A 13,099-nucleotide genomic window follows, 5' to 3' on the forward strand; every position below is an offset into this window, starting at 1 on the left:
TTCAGATTCCTGTGCCAAGTTGCCAGCCTTGCGGCGCCGGCTGCCAGGGGGCATGGGGCGCTATCTGCGGTGGCTCGGCAAGATAGAGGGGAAATTGGGAAAATATTGTCTGCAAGCGATGTGCCAGCTCTTGCCACTCCGTGGGCTGAAGTGACCGGGTGGCCTGCCATATCAGATGCTGACCGTCCAGAATCAGGGTGAGCAGCAGTTGGTCATCATGGTGTAGTTGCCACTGTTGGCCATCTGGTATCAGTTGATAATCGGGTTGTGGTAGTAGCCAAGCGGTGAGGCGATCCAGCCCCAGCCCGTCCACCTGCTGCTGGCCACGGCGGCGGTAGTCGTCTGACTGTTGTTCAAGTCGTTGCAGGGCTTGCAGCAGCCGCTCAGGCTCGGCCAGCTCGCTCAGGGTCAGCCGCTCGGCCAACTGGAAGCTGGCGATCACCTGGTCGTTGAACTGCTGATTGTCGACGATAGGCACCGCCAGGGTCGGCAGGCCGAGACAGGCCCGCTCCCAGGTCATGCCTCCCGCAGCGCCGATGGCGAAGTCGTGTTGTTGCATCAGTTGCGCCATCTGGTCGCTCTGGCGTAGCAGCACCAGATCGAGGTCGTTCAGTTCGGCCACTCTCTGCTCCAGCTCGGGCCAGAAAGGATTGGCCCCACCGGCTACCAGAGTCCAGCTGACGGTTTTAGCCCATGGCAGTCGAGCCAGCGTGTTGAGGGTAATGAGGCAGGCTCCGGCCGGATCAGCGCCGCCAAAGCAGATGAGGCCACGTTGCCACCGGCTGACCTTTTGGCGTGCAAGCTGGCGATAGGCGGGGCGCAGCAGGGCATAGTCGGTGCCCAGCAGCAGCCGACAGTCGGCAGGAGCGAGTGACTGGTAATCGGCGGCGCTGCGCAGTGGCCCCTGATCCAGCAGCAACTGACCATGATGAGGGCGATCGGCCAGATCGTCGATCACCAGCAACTGACCACAGTGCATCGCCAGTGTCTGCTCGATCTGTCGATCAATCTGGTAGTGATCACACACCAGCCACTCCGGACGCAAGGTGGGCAAGGGGCCTGCGTCGTCCAGAGCGCAAAGAGGGTAATGCTGGTGGGATTGCAGCAGTGGCAGCAGGTGAGTCGGTAGTTGATAGCAGAGAAAGTGGCACTCGGCGCCAGCCGTTTTCAGCCGATCGGCAAGGGCCAGACAGCGCATCAGATGGCCCAACCCGATCTCGGCCCCGGCATCGAGCCGGAAGGCAACCTTAAACACCATCTTGACCCAGCACCTGATAAAGCAGTTCAGCCAGGTGCCAATCTTCCGGCGTGTCGATGTCGACCACCCTGTGTCTTGGCAGAATATGGCCAATCCCTTCTCCCCCCACCGGGCTTATACCACCCAACCAGGCGTCCCGCGTCCCCCAATAGAACTGGCCGGCATCCTGATAGGCGGGCTCCAAATCCTGAGAGCGTTTCGCCATCTGCTCCGGCCAGAAGGGGGTGACCCGGCCCTGCTTATCCATGCGCACGGCGCGCTGGATAGGGAAGCCAAACTCGGCCACGGTATAAACAAATGGAGCCTTGCTTGCGATTAGTTGCTGATAGGCGGCCTTCAGGTCGTCGGCCTGGATCAGCGGCACGGTGGCATAGATGCAGCTGTAGTGCTCTGCCTGGATGCCGAGCTGGTCGAGCCGCTGGATGGTGTCGATCACCACAGGGGTGGTACCTGTGTGATCATCGGCGAGGTTGGCTGGCCGCAGAAATGGCACATCCGCGCCCAGTTGACGGGCGACCTTGGCAATCTCCTCATCATCGGTGGAGACCACCACCTTGCTGAAACAGCCAGATTTTTGCGCCGCCAGGATGGCATAGGCGAGCATGGGCTGGCCGCAGAAGGGACGAATATTCTTGCGTGGAATGCGTTTGCTGCCACCCCGGGCCGGGATAATGGCGATGGCCATGCGGTTTCTCCATCAAAAGCCGATAAGATATTAATGGCTGCATTGTAGCCCTTTCAACTCGCGTTTTGACAGTCACCTAGAGGTTGATATTCGATTGAACTCATTGATGGCAAAAGAGATAATCAAGAACCTCAGTGAGGTAGACGGTAATATGACGAATTTGAAAGAGTTTGCTCGCTATGGTGTCAAGTTGGTGGCTCTGGCCCAAGATGATATTGAAATGGTGCGCCAGTGGCGTAATGATCCCAAGATTGCCAACCTGATGCTCGACAAGACCTATATCACGAGCGAGATGCAGCAGTGCTGGTTTGACCGACTGCAGCACGCCACCGATCAATTTTACTACCTAGTGTGGTTTAAAAACCAACCCATTGGTGTCGCCTCTCTTATCAAGGTCAATCGTGACGCAGGATGTTGCGAACCTGGCATGTATATCTATGTCGATGAGTATCGAAATAACATAGTGCCCTTCTGTGTTGCGTTCGCGCTTAATGACTTGGCTTTTGAAGAGCTGGGGGTGTCGCAGCTGTTTGGCAAGATTTTTGCCAACAATCAGCCATCCGTCCGTTTTCATGAGGCGTGTGGCTACCGTCACTATGAGACTCAAGAAGATGGTCTCGGTTTGTATGTGCTCGAACCAGAACCCTATCTGGCTGCTCGGGCTCACATCGCTCGTTTTATAAGGTACTGATAATGCAACTTGAACAGTTATTTTCCGATGCCTTGGGTATTCCTGTTGAGCAGGTTTCCGATGTACTGAGTTATCAAGGGATCCCTCAGTGGGATTCGGTTGCCCATATGGGACTGATTGCTCATCTGGAAGATCATTACGGCATCTTGCTGGATACCGATGACATCATTGACATGAGTTCGGTCGCCAAGGCTCGCGAGATCCTGAAAAAAAATGGTGTTGAGCTCTGATGAGCGGGTTGCTGCAAGGCAAAAAGGTACTTATCACCGGAGCCAGCCGCGGTATTGGTTTGGCTATAGCCCGACAGTTTGCCGCACAAGGCGCGGCTCTATGGCTAAATGGCCGTGATGATATCGAGATTGCTAGGGTCGCAGAGGCTATGCATGCCGATTTTGGAGTGTCCTGTTTGCCACTTTGCTTTGATGTGGCTGAGCCGAAGGCGGTCAAACAGGCTTTCCAGCGGTTGTTTACCGAGACTCGTCAGCTGGATGTGCTGGTCAATAACGCCGGGATTCTGGATGACGCATTGATCGGCATGGTCCAGCAACAGCAGATTGAACGCACCTTTTCGACCAACAGTTATAGCACACTTTATTGCAGCCAGTATGCGGCTCGCCTGATGCAACGCGCTGGGGGGGGCAGTGTCATCAACATGACATCGATTATTGGTCGGGTGGGGAATTCGGGCCAAGCTGTCTATGCCGGCAGCAAGGCGGCAGTGATCGGTATTACCCAGTCACTGGCCAAGGAGCTGGCTGCCAGCCAGATCCGGGTCAATGCCATTGCCCCGGGTTTTATTGATACCGATATGGCGCACTCCATCCCAGAAGAGAAGTTTGCCGAGCGAGTGGCAAGCATCGCCATGGGACGGATTGGCACGCCAGATGAAGTGGCCAAGGTGGCCCTGTTTCTTGCATCCGACTTGTCGAGTTATGTGACCGGGCAGGTGATTGGGGTCGATGGAGGGATGGTGATTTGAGCCAGCCTGATTTGTTGACGCATCTGGTTGAAAGTAATGACGAGCCCGCCTGGCGAGACCCGCAAGAGGGGTGGCTCAGTTATGGTGAGCTGGCTCGGCGTGTGGCGCAGTTGGCTACCACCTATCCCGTCGGTCGTCATTTGGTCTACCTGCCATTTGTGACGTCCACCCTGCATCTGCTTCACTACTTGCTGGCCCTGCGTGATGGCCACGCCATCATGTTGGCCGATCCTGCACAGGATGCCCAGTTGCACCATGAGCAGTGCCAGCGCTTTGGTGTCAGTCTGCGGGTATTAGAGGATGGGGCAGTTGCGCATCTTGGCGATGCGCCCTCGTTTCACCCTGAGTTGGCCTTGCTGCTGCCGACATCGGGCAGTACCGGCTCCTGCAAATGGGTGCGATTGTCGCGAACCAATCTTGATGCCAATGCCGCGGCCATCGCCGAATATCTGGCGCTGAACGGGGGTGAGCGAGCCATCACCTCGTTGCCACTTTTTTACTCCTTCGGGATGTCGGTACTTAACAGCCATCTTTTGGTTGGCGCCTCTCTGGTTTCATGCACTGCCAGTCCCCTTGAGCGCCAATTCTGGGATGAGGTAAATCGTCATCAGGTCACTAGCGTGGCGGGGGTCCCGTTTACCTTTCAGATGCTTAACCGCTTGCGTTTTGAGTGGACCCGCTATCCCAGCCTGATGACGCTGACCCAGGCCGGAGGACGGCTTGAGCCGGCACTGGCAAAGCAATTTGCCGAACAGGCAGCTGCGCTGGGACGCCGTTTTTTCGTGATGTATGGTCAGACCGAAGCGGCGCCGCGCATCGCCTGGTTGGCTCACGATGAAGTGATTGTTGCTCCGGATGCGATCGGCCGTGCCGTACCGGGCGGGTGCCTCTCTCTTCGTCATGAGTCCGGCTTTCCCGACGGGGAGGGAGAGCTGGTTTACCAAGGGCCAAATGTGATGTTGGGCTATGCGGAGCGCCCTGAAGATCTGGCTCGGGGGCGTGATATGGATGCGCTTTTTACCGGCGATCTGGCTCGTTGTGATGAGTCGGGCCGATTCTATCTGACCGGACGACTCAACCGTTTCCTGAAGCTGTTTGGCAAACGGGTGAGCTTGGCTGAAGTGGAAACCTGGTTGCAGGGGAGGGGCTATTCCTGCGCTGCGACCGGCCGTGATGATTGCCTGCTGGTGGCCATCGAGGCAGACGCGTGCCCCAGTGACGCACTGCAGCTGGAGCTGGCCCGCTGGCTGATGGTGCCGCCATCAAGCGTTCGCATTTATCGGCATCATTTGCCACGACGCAGCAATATGAAGATCGATTATCCGGCCCTGTTAACACAATTGGAGCAGCTATGAACAGGCTGTTTGATGCGCCGGTTTTCGGGCTGTCTCAACATGAAAAAAGTGGGTTGCTCCTTGCTCGCCTGAATGAATTGACGCAGCGCCATGCGCAGGGGTGTCCAGCTTTTGCCAATATTCTGTCGGCGTTTGGCTGGGGTCAGGCCTCGACCTATCAAGAGCTTCCTTATCTGGCCGCCCGCCTGTTCAAATTGGCCCAATGGCAGAGCGTGCCGCAAGAAGAGGTATTCAAGGTGCTCACCTCCTCTGGCACTACCGGAACGCCGTCACGGATCGTGCTGGATCGGGATACAGCCGCGTTGCAGAGCAAGGTGCTGGTGAAGATCCTGCAAGAGTTCGTCGGCAAGCAGCGGCTGCCCATGCTGCTGGTGGAGCAACCCGCCCTGATTCAAAACCGCAGCGGTTTTTCCGCCCGCGGCGCCGGTGCGCTGGGGCTCTCCTTCCTTGGCCGAGACCATACCTATGCCCTCGACGAGCAGATGCGGCCCAACTGGCCTGTCATCGAGGCGTTTTGTGACAAATATGCGGGCCAGCCGGTCCTGTTGTTCGGCTTTACCTTCATGGTCTGGCAATGTCTGCTGGAACCGCTGCGTGAGCGAGGTCTGCAACTGCCGTTGACGCAGGGCACGCTTTTTCACAGCGGTGGCTGGAAGAAGCTGCAACACCTCGCGGTGGATAATCCTGCCTTCAAGCAGCGCTGCCATGAACAGCTGGGGCTGAGTCGGGTGTACAACTTCTATGGCATGGTGGAGCAGGTGGGGTCGGTATTTGTTGAGTGCGAGCAGGGCCATCTTCATGCTCCCCTCTTTGCCGATCTGCTGGTGCGGGATCCGCTGACCCATCGACCGCTCGGGATTGGCAAGCCAGGCTTGTTGCAGGTGATCTCTGCCATTCCCCAAAGTTATCCAGGCCACAGTTTGCTCAGCGAGGATCTCGGTGTGCTGCTGGGTGAGGATGATTGCCCCTGCGGACGTCTCGGCCGTTATTTTCATGTATCAGGGCGTCAGCAAGGCGCCGAGGTGAGGGGATGCAGCGACACTTTCCAGTGATCCGGTCAGATGCAGAAGATGCCATATGGCAAGCTGGGCCCGAGGTCGCTTTCGTGGCTCCCGTCATTGGCTGGCAAGGTTTTGTTACTCGCCCGCAGCCAAGCTTTGCGCCCGTCATAGGTGACTTTGTGGCTGCGCTCTCTGCACGTCTGCAGCAGGAGGGACGAGAGAACCCGGATCTGGCCGCCTTTGGTTTTTGGTTGCGGCCTCGCCAGATTGAGGTACAGCGCAAACGCATGGCAGGACGCGCTCCGCTGGGGATGGTTTTTCATCTGGTCCCCTCCAACGTGCCGACCGTCGCGTTCTACTCCTGGATCATGGCGCTACTGATGGGCAATGGTTCCGTGGTTCGCCTCTCATCGCGCATCGACCCGGTGCAAGAGGCCATGCTGACCATCCTGAACGAGCTTTTCTCTCTGCCCGAGTGGCAAGAGATTGCCTCGCGTACCCGTTTTATCCGGTATGACCATGACGAACGGGTCACCGCCTGGCTGTCGGCCCGGTGCCGCCTTCGCATCATTTGGGGCGGTGATGAAACCATCGGTCGGGTACGGGCTATTCCGCTTTCACCCCGCGCTCAGGAAATCGTGTTTCCGGATCGCCGCTCCATGGCGGTGTTGGATAGCCAATGGCTCGCCAACCTGGATGCTGCCGCATGGCGGCAATTGGTTGCGGCTTTGCAACAAGACTTTACTCGCTTCAATCAGCAAGCCTGCGCCTCGCCCACCACGATTTGCTGGTTGGGCACTCCCGATAGTGTGTTGCGACGTCGTTTGCTCGAAGCCGTCTTTGCCCCCTTTGCAGGCAGCCCTGCCCTGATGATGGAACGCCTCATCAATTGTCAACAAAATGCCGCTCTCGATGGTCAGATGCAGCAGGAGACCTTTGCTGGCGTCACCTTATTGACTCCCACCGCCTCTTTGCGGCTTGAACACATCGGAGGAGGTACAGTTGCAGAATTCGTTGCCGATACTCTTGATGAGTTGCTGTTACAACCTTGGGATATGCAGACCTGTGTCTGGGTTGGGCCAGATAAAATGCGGCTTGAGTATGCGCTACAGCTGTCGCCTTGCTGCCGTATCGATAGGGTGGCAAGTCCGGGACAGGCGCTGGCATTCGAATGGCTCTGGGACGGCATCGACATGCTGGTGGCCTGCAGCCGTCAGCTTACTCGCATTGAATAGTGGATGCCAGGTCACATAAATCAAGTCATATCAATGAATTAGCTTGGTCAGGCACGGCTCTTGCAGTAAAAATTGCCATGAAGGGCAGGAAGGGTTGACAGAGACCGTGCGGTAGCCTTGTCCATTTTCTCCAATTCGCTTCTTTTTTACTCTACTTCTGGATTCTCTATGAAAGTCAGCGTACTGGTGCCGGTGTATAACCTCGGGCGCTTTATCGAGCCCTGTCTGCTTAGTTTGCTGGAACAGCAAACCAATTTCGATTTTGAGGTCATTGCCATTGATGACGGCTCGAGCGATGACTCCTGGTCCATCATGCAGCGGCTGGCACGGCAGTGGCCGCAACTCAAGGCACTACAGAACTCGCAGAATATGGGGTTGGCCAAGACCCAGAAACGCTTGCTGAGAGAGGCTACCGGTGAATACATCGCCTATGTCGACGGGGATGATCTGGCTCTGCCGGGCAAGCTGCAGAGCCAGGCCGATTATCTTGATTCGCACACTAGCTGCACGCTTTGCTACCACGAAGCTGAGGTGTTTGATTCTGATAGTAACGAAGTGACTTCTCACTATTCGCGCGATTACTACAACGCTCGTTATATCCCGCAGCAAGCACAAGCCGAGCATTTGATCCGCTATGGTTGTTTCCCGAATGCCAGCTCGATTGCATTCCGCCGTCATGGCCATTTACAGGAGGCGGTCGACGAAGGGTGTCGAATTATCCTCGATCACCCCTGGCATATTCTCAATGCTCTTTATGGCAAGGGCAGTGTCGATTTTATTCCAGTGGTATATGGCCGTTACCGGATCCACTCTCACAGCTTTGGGGGACAAACCAAGCGTTCGTCAGAACGGCGTGACCAGGTGCTGGCTGATCAACTCAGAGCCTGTGACAACGCGCGTCCATTTGGGATATCCGAATCGGTTATCGCGGCAGGCAAGGCGCACTACCGTTTCGCGACGGCACTCTATTTTCTCAAACAGGGTGATGTAGCGCGTTTCGAATGCTTCATCAATGAATCCGTGGTGGATGGCTGGTTCTTCGATGAGCGGCATCAATTGGCCTGGGAGAATCGTGCTCGACCCAACATTGTGGCTCAACTGCTTTTCGGGGTTTCTCAATGAGCTATCAGGCGATTGTCATCGGTGCTGGCCTATCCGGTACCGTCATGGCTGAACGAATGGCCAGCCAGCTCGGTTGGAAGGTACTTGTGCTGGAGCAGCGCGATCATATCGGTGGCAACTGCTTTGACGAGTATGACGAGCATGGGGTGTTGATCCATCGCTATGGACCGCACCTCTTCCATACCGATAACAAGGAAGTCTGGGATTACCTCTCGCAGTTTACCGAGTGGCTGCCTTATGAGCATCGTGTGTTGTCACGCATCGACGGGCAGCTGGTGCCGATCCCGTTCAACCTGACCAGCATCGAACGTTGCTTTCAGACCGACAAAGCCGCCGCCATGATTGAGGCCCTGCGTACCCGGTTTGGTGATGGTGCCAGAGTGCCTATTCTGGAACTGCGCAAAGAGGCGCATCCCCTGCTGGGTGAATTGGCAGATTTCATCTATCAGAAAGCCTTCGTCAACTACACCAGTAAACAGTGGGGGGTATCGCCCGAGCAGATCTCCCCCGAGGTGACGGCGCGAGTGCCTGTGGTGGTGGGTCGGGATGATCGCTACTTCACCGATTCCTGGCAGGCGGTGCCGACTGAAGGTTATACCGCCATGTTTGAGCGCATGCTCGCACACCCGCTGATTGACGTGCGGCTGTCTACCCCCATGGTGCAGCGTGTCAGATTGGATTGGCAGCAGAAGCAGGTGATGTTGGATGGTGTGCCTTTCGACGGTCCACTGATCTATACCGGTATGCTGGATCAGTTGATGTCGGCAGAAGGGAATTGCCTGCCATACCGCTCGCTGCGTTTTGAACATCGCCATCTGGCGCAAGAGCAATTTCAACCTGTCACCACCGTCAATTATCCGAATGAAGAAACCTTCACTCGGATAACCGAATTCAAGCATTTCAGCGGGCAACAGCATCCCGGCACCAGTATCGTGTACGAATATCCCTGTGACTATAAGCCTGAGCAGGGGGGAGAGCCTTACTACCCGCTGTTTACCGACTCAGCTAAGCAGCATTATCAGGCTTGCCGCGATGAATTGGCACAGTTCCCGCAACTGATAGCTTTGGGCCGCCTGGCCGAGTATCGCTATTTTGATATGGATGATGCCGTCGAGAATGCGCTGCAACACTTTCGACACCTGGCTAAGCCGATGACAGGGAGATAAGCGTGATGAATTATCTATCGAAATTGGATGGAGCTCTGCAAGCGCAGCCGATCCGTGCCATTTCATGTGATGTATTTGATACCTTGATCTTCCGTCATGCCGGAACCGTCGAGCAATTCTGGCAACAGCTGGCATTACAAGCTTACCAGTTGGGTATTCTGTGCAATGACGATCCCGAAGCCTTTGTTGAATATCGTAAAGAGGCTGAATCAATGGCGCGGCGTCAGATGATGCAGCGAGAAGGTCACAGAGAGGTGCGGCTAGAGCACATCTATGCTTGCTGGTCCAGCGCGCAGGGGGAGCAGTTGGCCCAGCTGGAGCAGCAGCTGGAATACGACAACTGGTGGCTTAATCCGGTACTGGTCGATTGGCTGGCCAGCCAGCAACAGCGCGGCCTACCGATCGTGCTGCTTTCCGATATGTATCTGCCTGCCAGCCTGTTGCAGCGCTTCTTCAGTACCAAGGCTCCGCAGCTGTTGCTGCATAGGATCTATGTTTCTGGCGAATATCGTGCCAGCAAACAGGATGGGGGTCTGTATCAGCGCCTGCTGGCCGAGCAGCAATGGTCGCCCGCATCGGTTTTGCACATTGGGGACGACAAAATTACCGACCTGCAGATGGCAAAGGCCTCCGGGTTAAGCGCCTGTTATGTTGGGTTAGGGGATGATTACCTCGCGCAATTGAAGTACGAGCAGCGTCTGTTTCCTCTTGCCATCCCTGGATTGGAGCGGTTGCGGCGGCAATGGCGCTGGCTGAGTGATGGCTCGGCCAGTTCTGGAATAGCCAGTCATGTCTATGCGCCGGTTCTCTACGCTTTTGCACGCTGGCTCATTGTGCGTTGTCAGCAACAGGGGATCACCACGCTGTTCTGTCTGCTGCGCGAAGGTGATGTTATCGCACGTCTCGTGGCACAAATTCCCGGACACACGCTAACTGTCAAGACGCTGGCGGTCTCCCGTCGTTCCAGCTTTCTACCCAGCCGAGAGTGGTCGCTGGAGCTGTTGCATCCTCTCTGTCAGCGTCGCGGCTATACACTGGCCGAATTGCTTGAGGATTTGGGGCTTGAGTGTTCACCGGTGTGGTTCCAGCACCGGCTCTGTACCTTGTCTGCGCTGGTACAAACTCCACTCTGGCTTGAGGTGCTGAGCTGGTTGGAGACTGTCCAGCCGCAGATCGTTGCCCACTTGCAGCAACAGCGGCAGTGGCTGCTGCAATACCTGGTGCAACAGGGGGTAACAAACGCCCCTGAGATCGCCATACTCGATTGGGGATGTGGTGGCAGCCTGTTGCAAAATCTCCATCAGCTGGTAGGGCTAGATGATGTCACCTATTTCATGTTCTATGCCAGTCAGCGTGCGAGCCGGGTAGCGCTAAGCCAAAAACTGCAGATATTTCAGCCCGCATCATGCCAAGCATGGGCTCAGCAATTAGCTGCCTATCCTGAAATAAGCGAGATCTTGCTCAATGGTGCGCTCAGCTCGACCCGATGCTATCAGATAACGAATGATGGCCAGATCACGACCAAACCAGTTGCACAATCTGATGATGCGATCCTCGGTCGGCAATCGCGCGAGGCGTTTGTTGGCATCCTGCTGAGATGGGGTGAGCAAGCATCTGCAGCTGGCTGGATGGAGGAAGGGCCGTCACTCGCCGAGCGTCACTATCTGGTGGGAATTCTCTATCGTCTGATTCTTTATCCTATGTGGCATGAAGCGCGTGAGTTGGCCAATTTATCGTTGCCAATGGCGCCGGGATGCAGCCTGCCACTGTTGCCACATAGCCGCGTGATCGGGCTTAAAGAACGAGTATGCAGCGGTGAGCAGGCATATCAGTTGTTATTGGATGGCACAGATCCGATTCTACGTAATACGGTTTGGTATCCTGGACTGGTAGCTCTGGCTTTCCCTGACCAATTACAGCAGTGCGGTGAGTTGGCTACCTATCAGGATGATGAGAAGGTTGCACCGTTGTTGTTACAGAAGTTACGACAGTCAGGTATTACCAAAACGGCGTTATATGGTGCTGGTGAATTGGGATTGAAAGTGTATGAGTTCCTTACTGCACATGGTATCAATATTTGCTGCGTGATTGATCGTCGGGCCTTGAATAGTTGTATTCGATTGGGTGAACATCAAGTAATCACGTTGGCAGAGGCCAAAAGACGGGATGTGGACTGTTTTACGGTCGCGTCACGGGCCTTTGCAAGCGAAATAAGTGCCGAGATCCGGCTGCAGTACAATGATAAAACCGCTGGCACTAATATTATTGTCTTCAGATAGTAATGTCGGTGTTTTATAAAAAAGTGAATCAATGAATTGAAAATAGTGATGTTTTCGTATTCATAATATCAAATTATTATAGTGTTATGACTGTTTTAGTCGTGCACTAAAAGGAGTTAAAATGACTAATTCAATTAAGGCACCTGGGTTGTTTCAGGTTGAACTGACTAATTATTGCAATATAGATTGTACCATGTGCGCGCGTTCAGCAGGTCTGAATAGACCTATAGGACACATGGACTTGGATCTTTTCAAAAAAGTTGTCGATCAATCCCGTGAATATAAAATGCCGATCCATTGGTTACATCATTTTGGGGATACCTTAATTTATCCTAAATTGCGTGATGCTCTACAATATTTCAAGGCCCATGGTTATGGCCCAGGAAATGTTTCTACTAATGCAATTTTATTGAATGATGACAAGATTGATATATTGTTGGAGTATGGTGGAAATGTACTATGTTGTATTGACACTATGGATCCAGATGCTTATAAAAAAATAAGAAACAATAATCATTTTGAAAAAGTAAAAGGTAATATTGAAAAGTTCATCGCCGAACGTGACCGCAGGAATTCTGATACCGTAATTACGATACAGTTTTTACGTACTGCGCATAATATGGATGAAGATTTGACCATTATGATGGACCACTTTGGCCAACATGATAATGTTCGATTTATAGAAAAACGTACGGACAAGCATCCTAAAGGTGGAGATATTACTATTGTAGCATTGGATGACGAATTTAATCATAAACGGACTTGCTTTAAGATTCGTTCGGAGCTGTGTGTGTTATGGACTGGCGAGTGTGTACCCTGCTGTTGGGATGCTGACGGAGAGCAGATTATAGGTGATGTGCGTGATGAATCACTAGCTGATATCTGGCTGGGTGAGCGACATAAAAAAATGCAGCAACAATTATATAAGGGCGAAGAAGGAGTGTTGTCGCTGTGTGATAAATGCACTGGTCCTATCAGCGATAATATTATGGGGTTGAGAGAACAGGTCAATGCCCATGCTTTACGTTGGATTGAAGAGGGGAAGACGGTTGTGCTTGCTGCCGCCAGCAAGGCCATGTTTGATTTGTACGAAAAAACACAACTACGGAACCTGAATGTAGCGGCTTTTTGCGATATTAATCCGGAAGGGAAAGTACCCCCTGTTAATATTCCAGTCCTCCCGTACTCAGAAATTGAAAGGATCAAGCCGGATGCGATACTAATTTTCTCTCCAGCCTACAGTACGGAAATATACTTCCAACAGAAACATTGGCGTGAAGAAAATATTGAGATAGTAGTTCTCGGTGAATTTCTATAATCTGGTATGA

Annotated in this window: 12 protein-coding genes; 10 read left to right on the forward strand and 2 right to left on the reverse strand. The window is 54.1% G+C overall.

The genetic code is table 11. The annotated features are described in order from the left end of the window. Position 1: 1 nt before the first annotated feature. Positions 2–1,258 (reverse strand): UDP-2,4-diacetamido-2,4,6-trideoxy-beta-L-altropyranose hydrolase, encoded by a 1,257-nt coding sequence (gene pseG, locus AB5Y73_RS04180; RefSeq protein WP_118853659.1) that lies wholly within the window; start codon positions 1,256–1,258, stop codon positions 2–4. Then, entirely contained in the window at positions 1,248–1,943 is a 696-nt protein-coding gene (gene pseF, locus AB5Y73_RS04185; protein ID WP_118853660.1) for a pseudaminic acid cytidylyltransferase, read from the reverse strand. Before pseF ends, pseG begins: the two co-directional genes overlap by 11 nt. A gap of 106 nt (positions 1,944–2,049) precedes the next feature. Between pseF and AB5Y73_RS04190 the strand changes: the two genes are divergently transcribed. From AB5Y73_RS04190 to AB5Y73_RS04235, 10 genes are all read left to right on the forward strand, one after another. After that, the gene (locus AB5Y73_RS04190; RefSeq protein WP_040067202.1) at positions 2,050–2,634 is read left to right on the forward strand and encodes a GNAT family N-acetyltransferase; all 585 of its coding nucleotides are present in this window, start codon (positions 2,050–2,052) and stop codon (positions 2,632–2,634) included. Next, positions 2,631–2,864 carry an acyl carrier protein gene (locus AB5Y73_RS04195; RefSeq protein ID WP_088869658.1) on the forward strand — a complete coding sequence of 78 codons (234 nt, stop codon included), beginning with the start codon at positions 2,631–2,633 and terminating at the stop codon, positions 2,862–2,864. The genes AB5Y73_RS04190 and AB5Y73_RS04195 overlap by 4 nt, the downstream gene beginning before the upstream one ends. Then, positions 2,864–3,613 (forward strand): SDR family NAD(P)-dependent oxidoreductase, encoded by a 750-nt coding sequence (locus AB5Y73_RS04200; protein ID WP_040067205.1) that lies wholly within the window; start codon positions 2,864–2,866, stop codon positions 3,611–3,613. The genes AB5Y73_RS04195 and AB5Y73_RS04200 overlap by 1 nt, the downstream gene beginning before the upstream one ends. After that, complete coding sequence (locus tag AB5Y73_RS04205) at positions 3,610–4,968, forward strand: AMP-binding protein (RefSeq protein WP_080764925.1); 1,359 nt, start codon at positions 3,610–3,612, stop codon at positions 4,966–4,968. The genes AB5Y73_RS04200 and AB5Y73_RS04205 overlap by 4 nt, the downstream gene beginning before the upstream one ends. Beyond that, positions 4,965–6,020, forward strand: a complete 1,056-nt coding sequence (locus tag AB5Y73_RS04210) for an acyl-protein synthetase (RefSeq protein ID WP_040067207.1) — start codon at positions 4,965–4,967, stop codon at positions 6,018–6,020. Before AB5Y73_RS04205 ends, AB5Y73_RS04210 begins: the two co-directional genes overlap by 4 nt. Continuing rightward, positions 5,999–7,204 (forward strand): acyl-CoA reductase, encoded by a 1,206-nt coding sequence (locus AB5Y73_RS04215; protein WP_118853661.1) that lies wholly within the window; start codon positions 5,999–6,001, stop codon positions 7,202–7,204. Before AB5Y73_RS04210 ends, AB5Y73_RS04215 begins: the two co-directional genes overlap by 22 nt. Before the next feature lie 168 nt (positions 7,205–7,372). Beyond that, complete coding sequence (locus AB5Y73_RS04220) at positions 7,373–8,326, forward strand: glycosyltransferase (protein WP_040067209.1); 954 nt, start codon at positions 7,373–7,375, stop codon at positions 8,324–8,326. Continuing rightward, positions 8,323–9,492: a UDP-galactopyranose mutase gene (gene glf, locus AB5Y73_RS04225; protein WP_118853662.1), complete on the forward strand. Its 1,170-nt coding sequence runs from the start codon at positions 8,323–8,325 to the stop codon at positions 9,490–9,492. Before AB5Y73_RS04220 ends, glf begins: the two co-directional genes overlap by 4 nt. A gap of 5 nt (positions 9,493–9,497) precedes the next feature. Further along, positions 9,498–11,771 (forward strand): HAD family hydrolase, encoded by a 2,274-nt coding sequence (locus AB5Y73_RS04230; RefSeq protein ID WP_337464700.1) that lies wholly within the window; start codon positions 9,498–9,500, stop codon positions 11,769–11,771. Positions 11,772–11,892: 121 nt separating this feature from the next. After that, on the forward strand, positions 11,893–13,089 hold the full coding sequence (locus AB5Y73_RS04235) for a radical SAM protein (protein WP_040067213.1): 1,197 nt from the start codon (positions 11,893–11,895) through the stop codon (positions 13,087–13,089). Positions 13,090–13,099: the final 10 nt, after the last annotated feature.

This window comes from Aeromonas sp. s7(2024), from assembly GCF_040907825.1.
Taxonomy (GTDB): Bacteria; Pseudomonadota; Gammaproteobacteria; order Enterobacterales; family Aeromonadaceae; genus Aeromonas; species Aeromonas veronii.